The sequence below is a fragment of the Dactylosporangium sp. NPDC000244 genome (assembly GCF_040300725.1).
Taxonomy (GTDB): Bacteria; Actinomycetota; Actinomycetes; order Mycobacteriales; family Micromonosporaceae; genus Dactylosporangium.
In genome coordinates, this window is sequence record NZ_JBEPEH010000020.1 from 1 (window position 1) to 22,558 (window position 22,558).

The 22,558-nt window shown below is 73.7% G+C and carries 12 protein-coding genes and 1 pseudogene; 1 reads left to right on the top strand and 12 read right to left on the bottom strand.

The features are described 5' to 3' along the window. On the bottom strand, positions 1-2,516 hold a 2,516-nt coding region (locus ABT369_RS27305; protein ID WP_350616076.1), incomplete at its 3' end, for an NAD-glutamate dehydrogenase domain-containing protein. A 190-nt stretch (positions 2,517-2,706) separates the two neighbouring features. On the opposite strand from ABT369_RS27305, the gene ABT369_RS27310 reads away from it, so the two are divergent. Continuing rightward, positions 2,707-4,596: a penicillin-binding transpeptidase domain-containing protein gene (locus ABT369_RS27310; protein ID WP_350616078.1), complete on the top strand. Its 1,890-nt coding sequence runs from the start codon at positions 2,707-2,709 to the stop codon at positions 4,594-4,596. 917 nt (positions 4,597-5,513) lie between these two features. On the opposite strand, the pseudogene ABT369_RS27315 reads toward ABT369_RS27310, so the two are convergent. The 11 genes and pseudogenes from ABT369_RS27315 to meaB all read right to left on the bottom strand — a co-directional run. Further along, positions 5,514-6,455, bottom strand: a pseudogene (locus ABT369_RS27315) (arginase family protein); the annotation flags it as partial. An 11-nt stretch (positions 6,456-6,466) separates the two neighbouring features. Further along, positions 6,467-7,363 (bottom strand): tetratricopeptide repeat protein, encoded by an 897-nt coding sequence (locus tag ABT369_RS27320; protein ID WP_350616080.1) that lies wholly within the window; start codon positions 7,361-7,363, stop codon positions 6,467-6,469. A 22-nt stretch (positions 7,364-7,385) separates the two neighbouring features. Continuing rightward, positions 7,386-8,240: an ABC transporter ATP-binding protein gene (locus ABT369_RS27325; protein ID WP_350616081.1), complete on the bottom strand. Its 855-nt coding sequence runs from the start codon at positions 8,238-8,240 to the stop codon at positions 7,386-7,388. 28 nt (positions 8,241-8,268) lie between these two features. After that, entirely contained in the window at positions 8,269-11,295 is a 3,027-nt protein-coding gene (locus tag ABT369_RS27330) for an ABC transporter permease (protein ID WP_350616083.1), read from the bottom strand. Between the two features lie 151 nt (positions 11,296-11,446). Further along, entirely contained in the window at positions 11,447-14,422 is a 2,976-nt protein-coding gene (locus ABT369_RS27335; RefSeq protein WP_350616085.1) for an FtsX-like permease family protein, read from the bottom strand. A gap of 108 nt (positions 14,423-14,530) precedes the next feature. Then, complete coding sequence (gene icmA / locus ABT369_RS27340) at positions 14,531-16,204, bottom strand: coenzyme B12-dependent isobutyryl-CoA mutase large subunit (protein WP_350616087.1); 1,674 nt, start codon at positions 16,202-16,204, stop codon at positions 14,531-14,533. Positions 16,205-16,277: 73 nt separating this feature from the next. After that, on the bottom strand, positions 16,278-16,922 hold the full coding sequence (locus tag ABT369_RS27345; protein ID WP_350616089.1) for an Asp23/Gls24 family envelope stress response protein: 645 nt from the start codon (positions 16,920-16,922) through the stop codon (positions 16,278-16,280). A gap of 92 nt (positions 16,923-17,014) precedes the next feature. Next, positions 17,015-17,668, bottom strand: a complete 654-nt coding sequence (locus tag ABT369_RS27350) for an ATP-binding cassette domain-containing protein (protein ID WP_350616091.1) — start codon at positions 17,666-17,668, stop codon at positions 17,015-17,017. After that, complete coding sequence (locus tag ABT369_RS27355) at positions 17,665-18,522, bottom strand: ABC transporter ATP-binding protein (RefSeq protein WP_350616092.1); 858 nt, start codon at positions 18,520-18,522, stop codon at positions 17,665-17,667. Before ABT369_RS27355 ends, ABT369_RS27350 begins: the two co-directional genes overlap by 4 nt. Next, on the bottom strand, positions 18,519-21,554 hold the full coding sequence (locus ABT369_RS27360) for an FtsX-like permease family protein (RefSeq protein WP_350616094.1): 3,036 nt from the start codon (positions 21,552-21,554) through the stop codon (positions 18,519-18,521). The genes ABT369_RS27355 and ABT369_RS27360 overlap by 4 nt, the downstream gene beginning before the upstream one ends. Positions 21,555-21,600: 46 nt before the next feature. Continuing rightward, the gene (meaB, locus tag ABT369_RS27365; protein WP_502891830.1) at positions 21,601-22,557 is read right to left on the bottom strand and encodes a methylmalonyl Co-A mutase-associated GTPase MeaB; all 957 of its coding nucleotides are present in this window, start codon (positions 22,555-22,557) and stop codon (positions 21,601-21,603) included. Position 22,558 lies beyond the last annotated feature (1 nt).

The following is a 22,558-nucleotide window of genomic DNA, read 5'->3' on the forward strand; positions in this document are numbered from 1 at the left end:
TCCGACCAGCGCAGACCACCACGCGCCACCGAACCGAACCGCAGATGCACACCCTCAAACCGCGGCGAGTACACGAAAATCTCGAACCGCGGCCGCGGCGCCGGCAAATCCGGAATCGACTGCGGATCAAGCTTGAACGCCGTGTACGACTTCGGCCGCCCACCATCACCACGCTGGAAGAACGACGTCCGCAACGTCGCCTGGATCAGATGCAGGAACGAGCGCAAAATCCGGTCCTGGTCGAGGCTGGTGACCTCGTCGAGGTCGGCGTTGATCGCGGCGACGAGCTCCTTGGACTGCACCGAGCGGCTCGCCTCGGACAGCTGCAGCCGCGGGTCGAACCGGGCGGCGAAGAGCGCGACGAGCTTGGAGGCGACGGCCGGGTAGGCCAGCAGGGTCGTCTCCATGTAGTCCTGGGAGAAGACGGTGCCGGCCTGGCGCAGGTACTTCGCGTAGGCCCGCAGCACCACGACCTCGCGCCAGGTCAGCCCGGCCTTGAGCACCAGGCTGTTGAAGTTGTCGACCTCGGCCTCACCCCGCCAGGTGGCCGAGAACGCGTTCTCCAGGTGTGGCCGCACCTCGGCGATGGCCCGGGAGTCGGGCGGCAGCTGGAGGCCGAAGTCGTACAGGTAGATCGTCCCGTCGCCCCGCACCACCTCGTAGGGCCGCTCGTCGGTGACCTGGACCCCGAGGGAGTGCAGCACCGGGAGCACGGCCGAGAGCACCATGGGCTCGCCGTAGCGGAAGACCTTGAAGCGGATGTCGGACTCGTCCTGGCGGCGGCGGTACACGTGCATGACGAGCTGGCCCGGCTCGTCCAGCAGCTCCAGCTTGGCGACGTCCTTCACCGCCTCGTAGGGCGTGTGCTCGTCCTTGTACGTGTCGGAGATCGCCCCGCCGTAGCGCTGGTACAGCACCTTGGCCTGGTGCTCGTCGTTGAGCTTGCGCTCCAGCACCAGCCGGAAGTCGTCGTCCCAGAGCCGGGTCGCCTCGGAGAGCCGCTCGGTGAGGTCGTCGACGTCGACCCAGCCGGGCGGGTTGCCGGGCTCGGTGCGCACGATGAAGTGCACGCGGGCGAACTTGGACTCGCTCACCCGGGTGGTGTAGTCCACCCCGACGCCGTTGAGCTCGGCGAGCAGGATCTGCTGGATGCGCAGCCGGTTCGCGGTGGTGAACCGGTCCCGGGGCAGGTAGACCAGGCACGAGATGAAGCGGCCGTACGCGTCGCGGCGCAGGAACAGCCTGAGCTGCCGGCGGCCGGCCAGGCGCAGCACGCCCATGACGGCCTTGTAGAGCTCCTCGGTGCCGATCTGGAACAGCTCGTCGCGCGGATACGTCTCCAGCGTCTCCATCAGGTCCTTGCCCGAGTGCGAACGCGGCGACAGGCCGGAGCGCTCGACCACCTCGGCGACCTTGCGCTTGACCACGGGGAGATCGCGGACGCTGGTGCGGTACGCCGCCGAGGAGAACAGCCCGAGGAAGCGCCGCTCGCCGGTCACGTTGCCGTCGGCGTCGAACATCTTGAAGCCGATGTAGTCCAGGTACGCCGAGCGGTGCACCGTGGCCCGGGAGTTCGCCTTCGTGATGATGAGCAGGCGTTTCTCCAGCGCCTTGGCGTAGGCCTCCGCGGTCATCGAGGACAGCACCCGCGGCTGGACCCGGTCCCCGCGCAGGATGCCCAGGCCGCTGCCCAGGACCGCCTGCAGCAGCTCCTCGCCGTGCTCGCCGCGGATCAGCTTGTACTGCCGGAAGCCCAGGAACGTGAAGTGGTCGTCGACGAGCCAGCGCAGCAGCTCGACCGAGTCCGTGATGTCCTTGTCCGGCACCGGCAGCTGCGCGGAGCCGAGCTCGTCGGCCAGGGCGAGCGCCTGGGTGCGCATCTTCGGCCAGTCCTCGACCGCCTCCCGCACGTCGTTGAGCACGCGGGCCAGGTCGGTGCGCAGCTCCTCGAGCTCCGCCTCGTCGCGGATGCGGTCGACCTCGATGCGGATCCAGCTCTCGACGATGTCGCCGGCGATCGCGTCCTCGGGCTCGACCCCGACGCGGACGTCCTCCAGCGCGCCCAGCGGGGCGCGGCGCACCACGACGAGCGGGTGCACGAGCAGGTTGACGTCGATGTTGCGCGACGACAGCGCGCTGGTGACCGAGTCGACCAGGAACGGCATGTCGTCGGTCACGATCTCCACCGCGGTGCCGCCGGTGACGCTCAGTCCCAGGCGGAGCTTGAGCTCGCCGGGCACGCGCTGCTGCGCGAGCTCCCGGTGTGATCGGGTGGCGTCGACCATCTTGGCGACGTTGCAGGCGGCCAGCTCCTCGTCGGGAACCAGGCGCCAGTAGGCCGCGACCAGTTCGGGATCGGCATCCTGCGCGGTGGCCAGCACAACTGCCTCCGCGACCAGGTGCTCCGCGTTGGGCACTGACTGCTCCAGCTCGTCGTCTTCGACCGCGTCGGGATTTCGCGCGCTGCCTAAGTCCCGCGTGTCGTCCTTCACCGGGGTCGCCCCAGGCCGATTCATCGGTTGTTCTCCCCTCGCCCACGTCGTTGTGGGTTGTCCGCCCTCAGCCTAAGACTCTGCGGGTGGCTCGCCTCAGTCCGGTTCACCATCGTCGTGTACCCGATCAAGCGGGGCGCGGCGCACTGAATTGTCCCGCTTGTGCGATCTTGGGGCGTGCGGAACGGTGCTTTCATAGCGCAGAATCGCCCACATGGCCGTTTCGATCCGTCGTGTCACCGCACTCGCCGTCGCCCTGGTGATGCTCGGCACGTTGCCCGCGTGCTCCAGCAAGCCGCCGGACGACTCGCTCAAGACCTTCCTCGGGGCCTGGGAGCAGGGCAACCTCGCCGGGCTGAAGTTCTTGGGTCCGGACGGTAAAGCCCTGGCCGGCGACGCGGCGCAGAAGCTGTGGACGACGGTCGCGGGTGACCTGGCCGCCAAGCCGCCCAAGCTCACCCTCAAGGGCGCGCCGGTGGTCAAGGACGACAACAGCAGCGCCGTCGTGCACGTGGCGTGGCCGGTGGCCGACTCGACGTGGGAGTACGACACGACGGTCGACGCCAAGCGGGTGGACAAGGAGTGGCGGGTCGTCTTCGACGCCAAGACCATCAATCCGAAGTTCGAGGCCACCGACAAGCTTTCGATTCGCAAGACCGCGGGGGCGCGCGGCAGCATCCTCGACGGCTCCGGCCAGCCGATCGTGAGCAGCAAGCCGGTCGTGATCATCGGCGTGCAGCCGCGCTCGATCACCGACATCAACATCGTGGTCAGGAATCTGACAGACGCGTTCAAGCAGGCGAACGTGGACGTCGACGTGTCGGGCCTGCCGGCGAAGGTGAAGAGCGCCGCGCCCGACGCCTTCGTGCAGATCGTGACGCTGCGCAAGGAGGTCTACGACCCGATCGCGAACAAGCTGAACTCGACCCCCGGCGTGATCGCCCGCAACTCGACCCAGGCCCTCGCCCCCTCCGCGCAGTTCGCCCGCGCCCTGCTGGGCACGACCGGCGAGGTGACGAAGGAGATCATGGACAAGAACCCCGGCAAGTACCAGATCGGGGACGTGGTCGGGCTCGGCGGGCTGCAGCAGAAGTACGACGCCGTCCTGCAGGGCAAGCCGGGCGTCAGGGTGATCGTCTCCATGCCGCAGGGCACGCCCGACAAGGAGTACTTCTCCTCGGACGCCACCACCGGCGGCACGGTGAAGCTCAGCCTCGACCAGAACATGCAGAACGCGGCGGAGCAGGCCCTCGCGGGCGACACGCGACGCTCGGCCCTGGTGGCGATCCGCATCAGCGACAACTCGATCGTCGCCGTGGCCAACGGTCCCGGCGCGGCCGCGAACAACTTCGCGCTCGTCGGCCAGACCCCGCCCGGCTCGATGCTCAAGGCGGTCACCGCGCTCGCGGTGCTGGACAAGGGCATGACCGGCGAGTCCGTCGTGAACTGCCCGAAGACGCTCACGGTCGACGGCCGCACGTTCAAGAACTCGCACGACGAGGAGCTGGGCAGCGTACCGCTGCGGACCGACTTCTCGAAGTCCTGCAACACGGCGTTCGCCTCGCTCGCGCCCCAGATCGCCCCCGACGGGCTGGGCAAGACGGCCCAGACGCTGGGCCTGGGCATCCCGTGGGACCTCGGGACGGACGTGTTCACCGGCAAGATCTCGGTGAACGGCTCCAAGGCCGAGCAGGCGGCGGCCGCGTTCGGCCAGGGCACCAACCTCGTCTCCCCGGTCATCATGGCGGCCGCGGCGGCCGGCATCGCCCGGGGTCAGTGGAAGCAGCCCCAGCTGGTGCTGGAGCCGGCCCCGAAGAGCCCGGCGGCCGACGGCCCGCAGCTCAACCAGGCCTCCGTCGACGCCCTGCGGCAGATGATGCGCGAGGTCGTCACCGAGGGCACGGCGAGCCAGCTCAAGGGCCTCTCGGGCGACCTGCGGGGCAAGACGGGGACCGCCGAGTACGACAACGATCCCGCGCACACCCACTCCTGGTTCATGGGCTACCGCGGCGACATCGCCTTCTGCGTCTTCGTCGAGAACGGCGGCGCCTCGACCGCGGCGGCCGTGCCGATCGCGGGCAAGTTCTTCCAGACCATCGGCTGAGGCCACCGCGAGCCGGGCTCCCGCATCCGGGAGCCCGGGCGCGCTCAGCTCGTGGTCTCTTCCTCTTCGACCGGCGTGCGGGCGGCGGGCACGACATCGGTGAGCGGCGACTCGGGCGAGTCCTCGACGCCGCGCCGGGCGGCCTGCGCGGGCACGAACGGCCCGCCGGCGCGCTTCAGGCCCCCTGGCCCGACCGAGTCGCGGGGCAGCGAGTCGAGCGAGAGCGACGCCGGCCGGCTGTAGCGCCCGAGCAACCAGGTCGGCCTCTCCGGAGCGCCTTCCCCGTCCACACCAACGCCCACGGCCTCGGCTTCGGCCACGGACTCGGCCTCGACTTCGGGCTCGTTTTCGGGCTCGTCTTCGGCTTCGGGCTCTACTTCGGACTCAGGCTCGGGCTCGGCTTCAGGCTCAAGCTCGGCTTCGGGCTCATCCTCTGCCGACTCCGGCTCGTCTTCGGTCTCAGCGGGTGACTCTCTCGAAGGCGACTCATCCTCGCGCGCCGCGTTCCGCAGAAGGCCCCGCCCCTCCCCCGAAGGCGCATCCTCGCGCGCCGCGCGGCGCAAGGCGCCGCGCTCCTCGGCCACGGGCCACTCGTCCCAGCCCCGGGCCCCGGCCGCCGGCTCCTCCTCGAAGCCCTCGGCCCTGTCGTCCGCAACCGGACCGTGATCGATCCTCGCCGCCGCCCCCGCGAGCAGCGCACTCGTCCCCGCCCACCCACTGTCGGATATTTCCGATATATCCGAGATGCGCGGGGAAACGTCGACAAACCGCGGCATCGTGCCCGCATCGGCGGGCGAGTGCCCGTCCGGCGACGGCATCAGCGGCGGCAGGGAGGCCGGCGGCCGCGGCGTGGCCAGCGGCGGCGCCGAGATCGGCGGGGCCGACACCGGAGCCGCGAACGGCGGCGCCGAGATGATCGGGTCCGGCGACGCCGCCACGAGGGCCGAGGACGTGATGAGCGGCTCGAGCCCGGCGACGAGCACGTCCGCGACCTCCGCCGCGTACTGCCCGTCCGGGTCGTAGTCCGGGTCGAACACGGTGACCTGCGCGCCCAGGCAGCGCGAGTCGCTGACGAGCCCGCTGAGCAGGATCTCCAGCTCGCGGTAGGCGATGCCGCCGACGTCGGGGGCGTCCACCGCCGGCATCACGGCCGGGTCGAGGACGTCCACGTCGATGTGCACCCAGAAGCCGGCGCAGTCGCGCAGCTGCTCGCGGGCCCACTGGGCGGACCGGGCGGCCCCGTTGGAGCGCAGCTCGGGCACGGCGCGGGCGACGATCCCGGCGGCCTGCAGGTCGAGGCGGTACTCGTCGTGGGTGCGGATGCCCAGGAGGGCGACGTCGACGTCGCGGAAGTACGGCCGCCGCTGCTCGATCGAAGCGAGGTTGGCCTGGCCCCGGCCGGTCGCGAGGGCCAGCGCCTCGCCCGCCGCGGCGCCCACGTAGGAGGCGTTGCCCTCGTGGCGGAAGTCGGAGTGCCCGTCGACGTAGACGAGCCCGATGCGGCCGCCGGCCTCGTTCTGGAAGCGGCGCATGGCCAAGCCGGCGCCGAGCAGGATCGAGCAGTCCCCGCCGAGCACGAGCGGGAAGTCGCCGGCGCTCAGGACCGAGCCGATGCGGTCGGCGAGGCGCTTGACGAACACGGCGATCTCGGCCGACTGGGCCACGCCGTCGCCGGGCTGCCACCCCGCCGGGTCATACCGCGGCGGGGTGATGCAGCCGGCGTCGCGCGCGCCCAGCCGGGTCAGCAGGTTGTGGTCGCGCAGCGCGCCGGGCGCCTTGGCGCAGCCGGGCACCGAGGTTGCGGTCGGTGGCCGTAACCCGAGGTTGCTCGGCGCGTCGATGACGGCGATGCGGCGCACGGCGGCCGCCGTCAGAACAGCGCGCTCGCCAGTGCCCGGCGGGCCTTGGCGACGGCGGGATCGTCGGGGCCGGCGATGGTGAACAGCGCGAGCAGGTGCTTGCGCACCGACTCGCGCTCCTCGCCGGCGGTGCGGCGGACGAGTCCGACGAGGCGGGTGTAGCCCTTGTCGGCCTCGCCGGTGAGGACCTCGACGTCGGCGGCGAGCAGCTGCGCCGGCAGGTCGTCGGGCGCGTCCTGGGCCGCGGCGAGCGCGCCGGCCAGGTCGATGCCGTCGGTGCGCCGCAGCAGGCCGACCTGGGCCAGCCCGGACTCGGCGACGATGTCGTTCGGCGTCTCGTCGAGGATCTTCTGGTAGGCCGCCTCGGCCGCGTCGAGGTCTCCGTCGGCCATGGCGTCGTCGGCCGCGAGCAGCCGCGGGTCCTCGGGCCGGTCGACCTCGACGCCGGCCGCCTTCAGCACCGCGTCGATCCACTGGCGCAGGTGCGGCTCGGGCAGCGCCTGGTTGAAGGCGTCGACCGGCTGCCCGCCGACGATCGCGACGACGAACGGGATGTTCTGGATGCGGAACATCTGCGCGAGGCGCGGGCTCGTCTCGATGTCGACCCGCGCGAGCGTCCAGGTGCCCGCGCCCTCGGCCGCGAGCGCGGCCAGCAGCGGCGAGAACTGCTGATCCGGCGCGCTGCCGGCGACGTAGAAGTCGATGACGACCGGCGCGGTCAGCGAACGCTGGATGACGTCCTGCTGGAAGCTCGCCTCCGTGACCTCGATCACGTTGGCGCCGGCCGGGGCGCCCGCGGGGGCATCGGGGGCGGGCCGCGCCGCGGCCGCGGTGTTGCGAGCGGCCAGGGCGCCGAGGTCCACCGCCCCGCGGGTGAAGATCGACTGTGACTGGCGTGGGTCGGTCATGGCCCTAGTTTTGCACGCTCCCCTAGTGCTCTGCCGCAAGTGACCGGTCGGATCCACCCGCTACCAGTGTGACGGCCCCGTCGATGTGCTCCACGGTGAAGAGCGTGCCGGGCGGGAAGTCGCCGAGAACCTCCGGCGGCAGCTGCACCGTGCCGTCGCCCGCCACCACCGCGAAGTCCTGGCCATCGCGGCCCTCGGCGCCGACGCGGCCGTCGCGGATGGTCACCGCGCGCCCGAGCCGGGTGCCGACCTCGCCGTCGTGGGTGACGACGACGATCGTGGTGTTGCGCTCGCGGTTGACGGTCTCGAGGGCCTCCAGGACCTCGTCGCGGCCGTGCGTGTCGAGCTGGCTGGTGGGCTCGTCGACGAGCAGCAGGCCGGGGCCGGCCGCGATGCCGACGGCGAGCGCCGCGCGCTGCCGGGCGCCGGGGGCGAGCTCGTCGATGCGGGCCCGTCCGAGGCCGGGCAGGCCGACGAGGTCGAGGATGCGGTCCGGGTCGTCGAGCTTGATGCCCTCGGTGCGGGCCGCCCGCCGCTGGGCCAGCCAGATGTTGCGATGCAGCGACGCGTACGGCAGCAGATTGCGCGCCGCCCCCTGCAGCACGACGCCGATCTCGGTGCCCCGCAGCCGGGCGATCTCCCCGTCGGAGAGCTTGCCCATGTCGTAGGTGCCGATGTTGACCCGGCCGGCCGACGGGCGCATGAGCCCGGCGAGCAGGGCGATGAGCGTCGACTTGCCCGACCCCGAGGGCCCGACGAGCGCGAGCGTCTCGCCCGGGCCGATCGACAGGTCGACGCCGGCCAGCGCCACCACGTCGCCCGCCTCGGCCCGGTAGATGTGCACGACCCGCCGGCAGGCGACCGCCAATCCGTTCATCGCGTCCCCATTCCCATCCCGGAGTTCCTCAGCGCTTCAGTGTCGCGGCCGCACGCAGTCTCGCGCCGGCGACGAGCGCCGCGACGGCGAGCAGGACCGCGGCGGCTCCCCAGGCGACGGCGACCGGCAGCGGCGACGGCCAGTATGCGGCCTGGAAGCCCTGGGCGTCGTCGCTGAACACCGGAAGATACTCGCGCACCAGCAGCCAGCTGGCCAGCGCCGCGAACGGGGCCAGCACGACCGCGGCGCCGACCAGCGCGAGGTAGCCGCTGGCGGCCGCGTCCCGCCGGGCGATGCCCTGCGCGCGCAGGGAGCGCATCTCCCCGGCCCGGCGCTGGCGGTCGAGGCTCGAGACCAGCCACAGTGCGCCGATGGCGAGGATCACCCCGAGCACGCCGGCCAGCTCGTGGAAGCGCAGCGCGATGGCCGGCCCCTGCTCGTCGAGCGCGTCGCGGACCGGGCCCAGGGGCCGGTCGAGACTGATCGTCAGGCCCTGTTTGCGCAGCTGGTCCACGACGTCCGCGGGCGCCTTGGGGCCGAGGAAGATCTGCGGGTACAGCGCATCGCCCCCGTCCGTCGCGACCCGCTCGGCGTAGTCCAGGTCGACCAGCCCGCCCCCGTAGCCGAGCCGCGGCACGGTCTCGACCTCACCGGCGAGCCCGATGGGCTGCAGCGTCCCGTCCAGGCCCGTGATGTGGTCGCCGAACCCGGCGGTGCGGGCCGCGATCAGGGGCAGCGGCGCGGGCACGTCGGTCGGCATGACCCGCATCGCGGTGTCGGCGCCCTTGTAGTTGGAGATCTCGGCCCGCAGCCCATCCTGCTGCGCGGTGAGGGTCGGCACGAGCAGCTTCGGCCCGGGCGTGTCCGGCACCCGCCAGCCGTCGGCCTGCGCGAAGCCCGCCTCGTCGACGATGGCCTTGCCGTGCTGGCTGAGGCTGTGCAGCACGATGTTGGCGTCGAAGCCGCGCGCCTCGGGCTGCTCCATCTCCAGCGCCGCGAGCCGGCAGCCGTTCACGCACATCGGCAGGTTGCGCACGTAGGTCTTGCGGCCGGTGCTCACCTGGCCCAGGTCGACCCGGCCGACGTCGGAGCCGTCCCTGGGCACCACGACCGCGACCCAGTGCACGCGGAAGGCGTCGACCAGGTTGTCGATGCTGACGTCGAGCGAGAGCTCCTTGTTGTCGACCTGGATCGTCTCGCGCCCGAGCGGCGGGTGCAGCAGCTCGGCCGCCTCCTGCGCGGACAGCCGCGGGTCGTCCCACAGCGCGGTGGCCGCGAGGGCCTGGCTGTCCACGGCGAGCACCGGCGGGGTCGCGTCCTCGGCGGTCGGCAGCAGCGCCGTCGCCATCGCGAACTGCCCGTGCGGGTCGACGGCGCGGACCTTCGACAGCAGCGCGGCCCGGCTGAGCGGGTCGACGGTGAGCACGCGGGGCGCGCCGAGCTGCACGCGGGCGCGGTGGTCGCGGGCGTCGCCGGACGCGCTGGCCGCGGTGGCGGCGAAGACCAGCAGGCCGATCGCGACCACGAAGAGGGCCAGGACCCGCTGGGTGCCCGGGCGCCGCGACAGCGCGTAGGCGGCCAGCATCGGCCCGATCCGCCCGCGCCGGGAGGCCCGCCGCCCGACGCGCTCGGCGACGGGCAGCACGAGCCGGGCCGCGACCAGGGCCACCGCGATGACGACGGCGGACGGGGCGACGAGCGCGAAGCCGGTGAGCCCGCCGCCGCCCCGGCGCAGCTGGATGACGGAGACGACGGCCAGCACCACGACGACGACCTCGAAGACCGGCGCGCCCCAGCGCGAGATCCGGCTGGGCACGTTGCGCAGCAGGTCCACGGTCCGCTTGGCCAGCTCGGCGCGCTGGGCGAACAGCGCGGCCAGCAGCGCGCCGCCCAGGGCGACGGCCGCCCACCAGTTCAGCCCGGCCTTGATCGGCACGTCCGAGGAGGTGCTCAGCAGCGCCCAGGCGGCCAGGCGCACGACGTAGTGGCCGAGGAAGAACCCGGCGACGGCGCCGGCCAGGATCGGCACGATGCTCTCGCCGGCCGCGAGCCACCAGCGCCGCGGGACGGTGAGCCCGCGCAGCGAGAACAGGCCGAGCTCCCGGCGCCGTTCCTGGGTCGCGGAGGCCACGGCGATGAACAGCACGAACCAGCAGAGCAGCACCAGCGGTACCGCGGCCACCGGCACGACCTGGGCCACCAGGCTCCGGTCGCCGTCGATGCGCTTGAGCAGGGCCGGCAGCCCGGTGCTGACGACCGCGTGGCCGGGCAGCGCCTCGAGCTTGCTCTTGCCGTCCTGGACCTGCGCGCTGATGCCGTCCAGCGACTCCCGGGTGATGGCCGAGTCGTCGATGACGACGTCGAGGGCCTGCTTCTCCGGGCCGTGCTCGAGCGCCTCCAGCGTCAGACGTCCGGCGAAGGCGGGCTCGGTGGTGAACCGGGCGCTCGGGCGCGGGTTGAAGTAGTCCATGTCGGACCAGTACTGCTCGGCCTTGTTGCGGGGGTCGTAGGAGCCCACGAGGGTGAGCGAGGCCCGCTTGCCCCGCTCGACGAAGTCGCCGCCCTGGGGGTCGACGGTCGCCCAGGCGGCCTGGAACACGTCGCCGATGTGCAGCCCGAGGTCCTGCACCTGGGCCGTGCTGAGGATGACCTCGGTCTCGCTGACGAAGCACCGGCCGGCGGTGATGCGCAGGTGGGCGCAGACGCCGTCGCGGTAGACGAAGCGCGGCGCGATGCTGTTGGCCTGCGGCGCCGGCGGCGGGATGATGATGTCGTACTCGGTGCTGAAGACGCCGGCGAACCCGCTGCCGTTGAACAGCTGCGGCAGGAGGTTCTCGAAGTCGTGGTCCGTGGGGGTGGGCGAGGTCCGCCGCGCCTGCACGACCCGCTCGCTCGTCGTCGCCGCGGCCACCTGGCTGTGCACGACCGCGCGGTCGGCGGTGGTGGAATACACCGGCGCGCTGACGGCCGCGGCCATCGCGAACACGGCCAGCAGGAACGCGGTCAGAGCCTGCCCCGGCCGGGCCCGCACCATCGCAAGCGCAAGACCGATCATGCCGGCACCTCCGCAAGCTCCGGCGCCGGCCTGATCGCCGAGCTGCACCCCTGGTGAGCGGCCCCTCCGCTCCGCTCCGGACCGCTCATGCCGACACCTCCGCTCCGCTCCGGATTGCTCACGCCGACACCTCCGCTTCGCTCCGGACCGCTCACGGCTTGCTCCAACCGTCGGCGAAGTAAGGCAGGACGTCGCCGATGTAGGCGCGTATGACGGCGGCCAGGATCAGCCCGAACACCAGCGAGGAGAGGGCCAGCACGAGGTACCCCTCGACGCCCACGCGTTTGACCATGCGGGCCGAGGCCCCCTGGGCCCGCAGCGCGCCCAGCTCCCGGGCCCGGGGCCGGCGCTCCACGGCGGCGACGACGACCGCCGCCCCGATCGCCAGCGCCAGCCCGACGATCGCGGACAGCAGCATGAACTGCAGGGTGAGCGGCGGGCCGAAGGAGGCGTACCGGTCGGCCGTGCCCGCGATCGACTCCTCGCCGAGCACGATCAGCCCCTGGTCCCGCAGCAGCTTCGTCATGTTCGCCGGTGCGCTCGCGTTCAGCCACACCTGCAGCGACTCGCCCGCCCCGAAGTCCGCGCTGAGCCGGTCGGCGTACTCGAGATCGAGCAGCACCCCCTTGGTCCCCAGCTGCGGCAGGGCCCGCGCGGTCGCGGCGATCTCCTCCGAGATCGACACCGAGCCGAAGCCGACCCGCTGGTCGCCCACGAGCCGCTGCTGCAGCCGGGTGGCGCGCACGCTCGGCAGCGGGGCTGGCGTGTCCAGCGGATACACGCCCGGATCGTTGGTGCCGCCGTTGCGCTGCGGCGCGACGGTCAGGCGCAGCCCTTCGGCGACCGGCACGGCCACCAGGTTGGGCGGGTTGCCGTTCACGCCCAGCCGCCAGCGGGTCCGGTCGGCGAGCAGGTCCTTGCCCAGCACCGGCTGCCCGCCCGCGGTCGCGCCGTGCACGACGACGTCCACGCCGGCCCGGGCCGCGAAGAAGACCTTCTGCTCCAGGGTCGACTGCACCAGCTGCAGCGAGCTGAGCCTGCAGCCGGGCGCGCTCGCGCAGGCCGGCACCGACGCGCGCAGCGTCGCCCGGCCCGAGGCGAGCGGGCCGAGCCGGGCCGCGATCCGCTCGCCCTTCGCGTCGGCGAAGACGACGTCGAGGAAGACCACCCGGGCGGTGTCCCCGTCGATCTGGCTGGTGAGGTCCACGGCCAGGTCGCCGCCGGTCATCGTCACCGGGTCCGGGGCGGCCGGATGCAGCAGGGCCGCGGTCTGGGCGGCGCTCAGCCCGTACTCGGGCCGCCACATCGCCACGCTGGGCAGCCGCGGGCTGTCGACCAGCAGCACCCGGTCGCTGTTCGAGCGCACCGAGGACACCGCGGCCATCGCGTACTTCCCGGCCGGATCGGCGGCCCGGACCGCGTTGAGCAGGGCGAGCCGGTTCTCGGCCCGGACGGTGAGCACCCGGTCGGCGCCGACCTCGAGCTCGGCCCGGGTCTGCCCGTCGGTGCGCCCGGCGTTCCAGGTCAGCGCGGAGGTGGTCAGCAGCGCCACCGTCGCGATCATGAGCGCGGCGAGCCGGTGCACGCCCGGCCGGCGGGCCAGGTAGATCGCGGTGAGCGCGCGGGCCGGGTGGCCGTGGCGCAGCGCTCCCTCGACCGCGCGCCCGGCCGCGAAGGTGATCAGCCGCGCGGCCACCAGCGCGAAGGCCAGCGCGGCGAGCCCGGGCGCCAGCAGCGCGAGGCCGGCGGCGTCGCCCTCCGCGCGGTGCTTGACCTGGTAGACGGCGACGACCGCGAGCACGACGAGCAGCAGGTCGAACAGGTCGCGCCAGACGCGGCCGCGGGCCGAGGCCTGGCGCAGCAGGTCGGAGACGCTGGAGGAGAGCGCGCGGCGCTCGGCCAGCAGGGCGGCGAGCAGCGCGCCGAGCACGGCCAGGACGACCGCGCCCACCGACAGGGAGAACGCGAGCGCGTTGACCTCGGTGTCCTGGATGGCGCCGGCGACCGCGGTCGCGGCGGCCCACCCGATCGGCAGCCCCAGGACCGCGCCGACCAGCATCGGCAGCGCGCTCTGGCCGCTGACCAGGGCCCAGGTGCGCATGCGGGTGGCGCCGCGCAGCTTCACGAGCCCGATGTCCGGGCGCCGCTCCTCGCCGGTGTACTTGACCGCGAGGTACAGCGCGAACCAGCACAGCACGAGCAGCTGGAAGGCGCCGACCGGCACGCCCAGCGACACGAGCCGGCGGTCGCGCTCAACCTTGTCGATGGTCGCCGGCAGCTGGGTGTTGAGCGTCAGCCGGTTGTTGCCGGCCTCGACGGTCGCCCCGGCCAGTCGCGCGCTGACGTCCCCGGGCGCGTTGTCGACGAGCAGCTGCGGCTCGGCCACCATGTCGGTGATCGTGCGGATGGCGACCCCGGCCGGGGCCAGGCTGTGGTCGAACAGCGCGGGCGCGGCCAGCACGGCGTCGTCGACCGGCTCGGTCATCTCCGGCGGGGCGCTGGTCGGCAGCACCTTGGCGACGAGGTCGTTGTTGCTGCTCCAGAACGGGGCGTTGGGGTCGTCGGGGCGGTACACCCCGACGACCTTGAGCGGCAGCGGCCGGGGCAGCTTCGGCGTGACGTAGGTCATCGTGTCGCCGGCCTTGACCCGCAGCCAGCGGGCGGTGCGGTAGCTGAGCGCGACCTCGTCGGCGGCGGCCGGGCAGCGGCCCTCGAACGTCGCGTGCGAGCAGACGTCGGTGCGCACGACGAGCTGGGAGTCGGAGGTGCGCTCCTCGTTGCCGCCGCCCTTGGCCGCCTGCGAGCTGCCGGTGGTCGGGCGGCCGTCGAGATAGGCCTCCGTGTACGTCACGAAGCCCGACAACCCCACGATGCGCTGGGTCAGCTGCGCCTGGGCGGCGATCTGCGCCTCGACGGACCCGCCCTCGACGGGCCCCTCGCCGATCGTCTCCAGCGACCGCTCCTGGATCGGCGCGTGCTCCACGTGCCGGTTGGCGATCCGCTCCGTCGAAGCCAGCACATACCAGGGTGCGGCCGCCGCGGCCGCGGCGGCGAGGGTGCTGAGCAGCACCAACGTCAGCGCTTGGACACGGCGGGCCCGCAACGCTGCAAGCACGACTGCCAGCAAGGCCCCTCCCCCGAGGTCTACGTCGTTCGTAAGAAGACCAGCGGGGGAAGGTGCCGGTTGCGGTGTTACATTGCGGTTCGGTAACGCCAGAGGGCTGAACCGGTGGGGCTAGAAGCGGGCCGGCTCGCGGTAGATGCCCCACTCGTCCTTGAGCGCCCCGCAGATCTCGCCGAGCGTCGCCTCGGCCCGGGCCGCGTCCAGCATCGACGGGATCATGTTCTCCTCGCCGCGCGCGGCCGCGACCATGCGCTCCAGCCGCTCCTTGACCGCCGCGTTGTCGCGCTCGGCGCGCCGGGTGGCGAGGAGCTTGTTCTGCTCCACCTCGACCTCGTGGGAGACGCGCAGGATGTCCAGGTCGCGGGTGACCGAGCCGGTGTGCACGTTCACCCCGACGACGCGCTTGTCGCCCTTCTCGACCGCCTGCTGGTAGGCGAAGGCGGAGTCGGCGATCTCACTCATGAACCAGCCGTCCTCGATCCCGCGCAGGATGCCCGCGGTGATCGACCCATCGTGACCCATGTCCCGGATCCGGGCGAAGATCGCCTCCGCCTCGGCCTCGATCTTGTCGGTGAGCGCCTCGACGTACCAGGAACCCCCGAGCGGATCGGCGACGCTGGTGATGCCGGTCTCCTCCATGAGCACCTGCTGGGTGCGCAGGGCGATCTCGGCGGCCTCGTCGGTCGGCAGCGCGAGGGTCTCGTCCAGCGCGTTGGTGTGCAGCGAGTTCGTGCCGCCCAGCACGGCCGAGAGCGCCTCGACGGCGGTGCGCACGACGTTGTTGTACGGCTGCTGCGCCGTCAGCGAGACCCCGGCGGTCTGGGTGTGAAAGCGCAGCCAGAGCGCCTTCTCGCTGGTGGCGCCGTAGACGTCGCGCAGCCAGCGGGCCCAGATGCGCCGGGCGGCGCGGAACTTGGCGATCTCCTCGAAGAAGTCGATGTGCGCGTCGAAGAAGAAGCTCAGCCCGGGCGCGAACGTGTTGACGTCGAGCCCGCGGGACTGGCCCAGCTCGACGTAGCCGAAGCCGTCGGCGAGGGTGAACGCGAGTTCCTGAGCGGCGGTCGAGCCGGCCTCGCGGATGTGGTACCCGGACACGGACAGCGGCTTGTAGCGCGGGATGTTCCGGTTCGTGTACTCCATGAGGTCGCCGATGAGGCGCAGGTGCGGCTCAGGCGGGAAGAGCCACTCCTTCTGGGCGATGTACTCCTTGAAGATGTCCGTCTGCAGCGTGCCGTCGAGCCGCGCGAGATCGGCGCCCTGCCGCTCGGCCGCCACCAGGTACATGCAGAACACCGGCACCGCGGGCCCGGAGATGGTCATGCTCGTGGTCACGTCGGCCAGCGGGATGCCGTCGAAGAGCACGTCCATGTCGGCGGCGGAGTCGATCGCGACGCCGCAGTGGCCCACCTCGCCCAGCGACTGCGGCTCGTCGGAGTCGCGGCCCATGAGGGTGGGCATGTCGAAGGCCACCGAGAGGCCCCCGCCACCCGCGCCGAGCAGCATCTTGTACCGCGCGTTGGTCTGCTGCGCGTTGCCGAACCCGGAGAACTGGCGGATGGTCCACGTGCGGCCGCGGTACCCGGTCGGGTGCAGGCCGCGCGTGTACGGATACTCGCCGGGCCAGCCGATCCGCTCGAAGCCGGGCACGTCGGCGCCCTCGGGCGGACCGTACACGGGCTCGACCCGCGTGCCGGACAGCGTGGTGAAGTCGGCGTCACGCTTGCGGGCCTCGTCGTAACGGCGCTGCCAGCGGGCGCGCCCCTCCGCGATGTCGTGGGCATCCATACCACGATGCTAGCGGGCCACCTGAACGATCGCTAAGGCCCGCGCCACTCGGCGCGGGCCTCGCCGATGCCGCCTACTTCGCCGCCTTGTCCCGATCCTCGACGTGCACGTCGTCCACGACGATGTCCACGGCGGTGACCTCGAGCCCCAGCAGGTTCTCCACCGAGCCGATGACCTGCGTGCGCACCTTCTCCGCCACCGAGTACACGACGTAGCCGTACTCGATCACGAGCGTCACCCGCACCGTGGCATTGCGGCCCTCGAGGCGCACCGAGACGCCCCGGTTGCCGTTCTCCCGCTCGTCGTCGCCGAGGCCGATGCGGTCGCGGACCGCGGCGAACACCCGGGCGACGTCGCCGCCGAGGTCGTAGACGCCCTCGACCTGCCGCGCGGCGATGCCGGCGATCTTCTCCACCACCTCGTCGGCGATGGTCGTGGTGCCGCGGTCGGCGGTCAGCTCCGCGTTGTTGCGCAGCCGGTCGACCACCTGCGACGCGACCCGCCCGGAGGCGGCGGCGGTGCTGGCCGCGAACTCGCCGACCCGGTCCGCCGCGCCGGTCGCGAACGTGGTGACCTTCTCGGCCGCCTCGTCGAAGCGCGAGTGCTCCTGCTCGGGCGCCCCGGCCTGGGCCGGCACGACGACGCCCGAGGCCGGCTCGACGGTGGCGAGCGCGTCGCCGGTGAGATCGGGGTCGTGGATGTCGGTGCTTTCGCTCATGATCACTACTCCCCAGAGTCATGAAAAACGCGAGCAGCGTACTCGCGAATCAGGCCCGGGAGGTGGCTTGAGTCACGGCGAAGACAGTGCGGTCAGCCGCGCACCAGCTGGGCCGCCCCGTCCGAGAGGTGCAGCTCGCGGTCGCAGGCGGCCGCGGCCTCCGGGTCGTGGGTCGCGAACACCACCGCGGCGCCCCGCCGGGCCTCCTCCTGCAGCAGCTCCATCACCTTCTGCCGGTTGGTCGCGTCCAGCTCGCTGGTCACCTCGTCGGCCAGCAGCACGGCGCCGTGCAGGGCCAGGCCCCGCGCGATCGCCGTGCGCTGCTGCTGACCACCGGAGAGCTCCTCCACCAGCTGGTCGGCCTGCCCGGCGAGGCCGAGCCGCTCGAGCGAGGAGACCGTGGCGCGCCGGGCGTCGGCCGGGGCCGAGCCGCCCGCGATCATGGCGACCTGGATGTTCTCCTGGGCGGTGAGGATCGCGGCGAGCCCGTTGTCCTGCGGGATGAGCACCACACGCTCCGAGACGGCGTGGTCGCGGTCGCGCAGCGGCGTCGCGTCGACCGTCACGACGCCCTCGGCCGGGCGCAGGAGGCCGGCCATCGCCCACAGCAGCGTGGTCTTGCCCGCGCCCGAGGGCCCGGTCACGGCCAGGATCTGGCCCGGGGACACCACGACCGACACGTCGCGCAGCACCGGGTGGTCCCGCTCGTACGCGACCGTGACCCCCTCGACCGTCAGCGTCTTCACTGCAATCCCTCCACGTCGACTCGGGCAGGGACCAGCAGCACCGTGCCGTCGGGCTGGGGCTCGACGCCCACCAATGTCCCCGGCGGCAGCATGCGCAGCACGTCCTGCGGCAGATGCACCGTACCGTCGCGGCCCACGACCGCGTAGTCCTCTCCTCGCCGGCCTTCCGCCCCGACCCGGCCGTCGCGGATGGTGACCGTCCGGCCCAGGCGCCGCCCCACGTCCGGGTCGTGGGTCACGACCACCACGGTCGTGCCCGCCCGGCGGACCGCGTCGAGGGCCGTGAGCACCTCGTCGCGCGCCCGGGGGTCGAGCTGGCTGGTCGGCTCGTCCGCGAGCAGCAGGCCCGGCCGTCCGGCCAGCCCCACGGCGAGCGCCAACCGCTGACGCTCACCAGGAGAGAGTCGCTGCGGCCGCTGCCGGTTGCGTGCGCGTCCGGTGAGCCCGACCATCGCGAGCACGTCGCGGGGCTCGGGCAGGCCGCGGCGCCGGTCGCCGGGGACCGCGCGCTGGGCGAAACGGACGTTCTGCTCGGCGGTGAGGTACGGCAGCAGATTCCGCGACGCCCCCTGCAGCACCACGCCGACGTCGGCCGCGCGCATCTCCTGGAGCTCGGCCGGCGTCGCGCGCACGAGGTCGTGCTCGCCGACCGTGAGCCGTCCCGCCGACGGTGGCAGGAGCCCGGCCAGCAGCGACAGGAGCGTGGACTTGCCGGAGCCCGAGGGCCCGAGCAGCGCGACCGACTCCCCGGCCGAGATGTCCAGGTCCACCCCGGAAAGGGCGACGATGTCGTACCCCTCCAGCCGGTAGATGTACACCAGCCCCCGGCACATGATCCCCAGCCCGGCGCTCATTGCCCGCCTTCCCGCAGCCGCGGGGGCGTGGCCCGGCCGAGCAGCCGCAGCACGAGCACCACGGTCACCAGCAGTCCGAGCACCGTGAGCCCGAGCGCGACCGGCAGCGCCCCGAACCCGGGTTCGTAGGAGAACGAGCCGGCCGGCTCCCCGACCGTCACCAGCGGCACCCCGGGCAGCATGACCAGCGCGCCGGCGACCCCCGCGGCCAGCCCGGCCACGAGGGGCAGGCCGAGCAGCGCGCGGTACTCCCGCAGCAGCGCCCGTCGCAACTGCCCCGCGCGCACCCCGGCGACCCGCAGCGCCGCCAGCTCGTAGAGGCGGGCGCGGACGCCGACGTACGCGCTCAGCAGCACCACCCCGAGCGCGAGGAGGATCGCCGCGCCCCCGGCGAGCAGGTAGAGCCGGAGCCCGAGCGCGGGGGCGCCCCGGGCCAGCCGCTCGGTGAACCCGTCGATCGTCTCGGTGCCGAGCACCTGCACGCCCCGGGCGCCGAGCCGGGCGGCCAGGTCCGCGGGCGCGCCGGCCGCGGCCCACACCTCGTAGCGCAGGCTGCCGTTGTCGGCGAGGCTCGCGGTGCGCTCGGCCAGGCGCGTGGCGTAGTCGAGGTCGAACATCACCGCGCGGCGCCCGGCCCGCGGGAGGCTGTCGGCGCGGGCCGCGACCGTGAACGGCTGCGGCTGGTCCGAGAAGCCGGGCAGGCTGAACGCGGCGGCCTCGGCGTCGTCGGCCGGCGCCCCGCCGGCCAGCACCGCGGGCAGCGTGTCCGGGGTGTCCACGTGCTCGACCACGGCGTCGGCGGGGTCGCTGCCGGAGACGTCGATGCCCAGCGCCGCCCCCGCGCGCACGGTCACCGTGTTCCCGCCGTTCGCGGCCGGCCGGGCCCGCCAGCGCCCGGCGAGGTCGAAGCCGGGGGCGAGCGGCTCGCCGTCGCTGGACAACGTGCGCACGGCGACGGTGACCGCGAACGGGTCGCTGCCGCCCGCCGACCGGCCGACCGCGAGCCCGATGAGCCGGCAGCCGGCGGTGCAGCCCACGAGCGCCGCGTGGTAGCCGTGGGTGCCCCTGGCCAGCGGGCCGAGGGTGACGGTGCGCGGCGGCTGCCCGGGGCCGGCCACGATCGCGGCCAGGCGCAGGGCGGGCTTGGCCGGCAGCGCGTCGACGCTCACCTCGGCGCCGAGCTCGCGGCCCAGGCGCAGCGGGTCGGGCGCGGACGGGTGCAGGCGCGCGGCGACGCCGCCGACCTGCTCGCGGGTGTGCCCGCGCCAGACGGCGACGTCGGCGAGCCGGTCGGACTGCACCCCCAGCAGCTCGATCGGGGCGTTGTCGAAGCGCTGGCTCGCGCGTACGACCGCCATCGCATGCCCACCGGGATCGGCCTCGGCGACGGCCGCCTCGAGCGCGTCCGGGTGCGGCGCGTCGACCGTGTAGACCCGTTGCGCCCCGACGGCGTCCTCGGCGGCGTCCCCGCGCGCCCGGGCGGCGACGTCCCAGGCGGTCGCGGCGAAGGAGAGCAGCGCGACGGCCACGGTGAGCACCACGACGAGTCGCTGCCCGCCCGGGCGCCGCGACAGCTGCGCGGCGGACAGCAGCGGCACGATCCGGCCGCGGCGGCGCGCGAGGCGCAGCCGGGCCGCCGACCACAGCCCGAGCAGGCGGGCGGCGGCGATGCCGAGGACCAGCGCGAGCAGCGGCGGGGCGAGCAGGGCCAGGGGCGACGTACGGTCCCCGGCGGCGGCGACGAGGCTGGCCGCGGCGAGCGCGACGACGATGCCCTCGGCGAGCCCCGCCCTCCAGCCGCGGCGCTCGGGCACGCGGCGCAGCAGGCCGAGAACCGGGCGGGCGAGCGTGGCCCGGGCGGCCAGCAGCGCGGCGCCGACGCTCGCGGCGAGCGCGATCCCGGCCGCGGCGAACACCGGCCAGCGCAGCTCGGCGTGCACGCCCGGCGCCAGCAGGGCGCTCGCGGCGGCCTGGACGAGCCCGAGCCCGGCGGCGAGGCCGACCGGCACGGCCGCGGCGGTGAGCAGCAGGACCTCGCCGAGGCCGAAGCGCGCCGCGCGCCCGGCCGGGTAGCCGCGCAGCTTGGCCAGCGCGATCTCGGGCCCGCGCTCCTCGGTGAGCGAGGCGACGAGCAGGAAGAGCACGAACCAGCACAGCAGCAGCAGCGGTACGGCGATGACGGGCGCCGTCCGCGCGATCGCCCCCTGCTGGGCGTCGACGGCCTGCAGGACCGCCGGCAGCGTGGTGGTGACCTCGAGCTCGTGGCTGCGCATCCGGCCGGCGAGCGCGCGGAGGCTGTCGCGCAGCCCGGGGACGTCGTCGAGGCGGACGCGCTCGGCGCGCAGCGGGTACTCCAGCCGCGTCGACAGCGTCGCGCCCGGCTCGGCCCGCAGGTCCTCCTCGGTCAGGCTGAACAGCGAGTCGGCCCGCTCCCCCTCGCCGTCGGAGCCGGCGCTGAAGTACGCGGTGCGGCCCCAGTACGCGGCGTCGGCGTCCTTCGGGGAGTACAGCCCACTGATCTTGAATGTCTTGTCCCGCCCGGCGCCGACGGGCCCGAGGTGCACGGCGATCGAGTCGCCGGCCCGGAGGTGATGCGCGTCGGCGGTGCGGCGGCTGACCGCGACCTCCCCCGGCTCGTCCGGGCAGTCGCCCTCGAGCCGCAGCTGCGCGCAGACGTCCTGGCGGTAGGCGAGCCGGGCGCCGGCCCCGGCGTAGGTGACCTCCGTGTCGATGGCCGCGACCGGGCGACCGAGCCGGTCGCCGAGCAGCCGGTCCTGGTCGAGGGCCGCGTTCATGACCAGCCGGATCTCGGCCAGGTCCAGGAAGGCGGCGCTGTCCTGCGTGCCCTTCGCGCCGACGGTCAGCCCGGTCGCGCCGGTGAGGCCGTCGGTGAGGACGGACTGCTGCGCGGCCCGGCTGTACGCGGGGGCGAGGACGGCCGCCGTGGTCGCCGTGACGGCGAGGAGCAGGACCACGAACGACCGGCCGGCCCGGTACCGGATGCCGCGCAACATGACGGTCCAGGCCGTCACGTGAGCCCCCAAGGTGCTGATCAGCGGGTTGGTTGACCCGCAGACACTAGCCGAGCTGGGCCAGGAGGGCGCCGGCCGCGGCGTGGGGGTCCGTGCGGCCGCCCGCGACGTCGCGGGCCAGCGTGGCGAGGGCGTCGCCGCGGCGCAGATCCTTCATGCGGGCCCGCAGCGTGCCCAGCGCGATCGCCTCGATCTCGGCCTCGGCGCGCCGCACCCGGCGGGCGTCGAGCTCGCCGGAGTCGTGCAGGTACACCCGGTGCGCCTCGATCGTCTCGACCAGCTCGTCGATGCCCTCACCCCGCGCGGCGACGCAGCGCACGACGCGCGGGCGCCACTGCCCGGGTGCGCGCTCGCCGAGGCCGATCATGTTCTGGATGTCGCGGTAGGTGGCGTCGGCGCCGTCGCGGTCGGCCTTGTTCACCACGAACACGTCGGCGATCTCCAGCACGCCGGCCTTGGCCGCCTGGATCGCGTCGCCCATGCCCGGGGCCAGCAGCACGACGGTGGTGTCGGCCAGCCCGGCGATCTCGACCTCGGCCTGGCCGACCCCGACGGTCTCGACCACCACGGGGTCGCAGCCGGCGCCCTCCAGCACCCGGGCCGCCTGGGGCGTGGCCGCCGAGAGCCCGCCGAGGTGGCCGCGGCTGGACATGGAGCGGATGTAGACGCCGGGGTCGGTGGCGTGGTCCTGCATGCGCACCCGGTCGCCGAGGATCGCGCCGCCGGTGAACGGGCTGGACGGGTCGACGGCGAGCACCCCGACCCGCCGCCCGGCCTTGCGGAACGCCCGGACGAGCTCGTTCGTCGTCGTGGACTTGCCCACGCCCGGCGAGCCGGTGAGCCCGATCACCGCGGCCGTGCCGGTGTGCGGGGCGAGCGCCGCCGCGATGGCCGGCAGCGCCTCGTCACCGTCCTCGACCAGGCTGATCAGGCGCGCCACGGCGCGGGGGTCGCCCTCCCGGGCGGCCCCCACGAGCGCGGGCACGTCGCGCGAGCGGCGGATC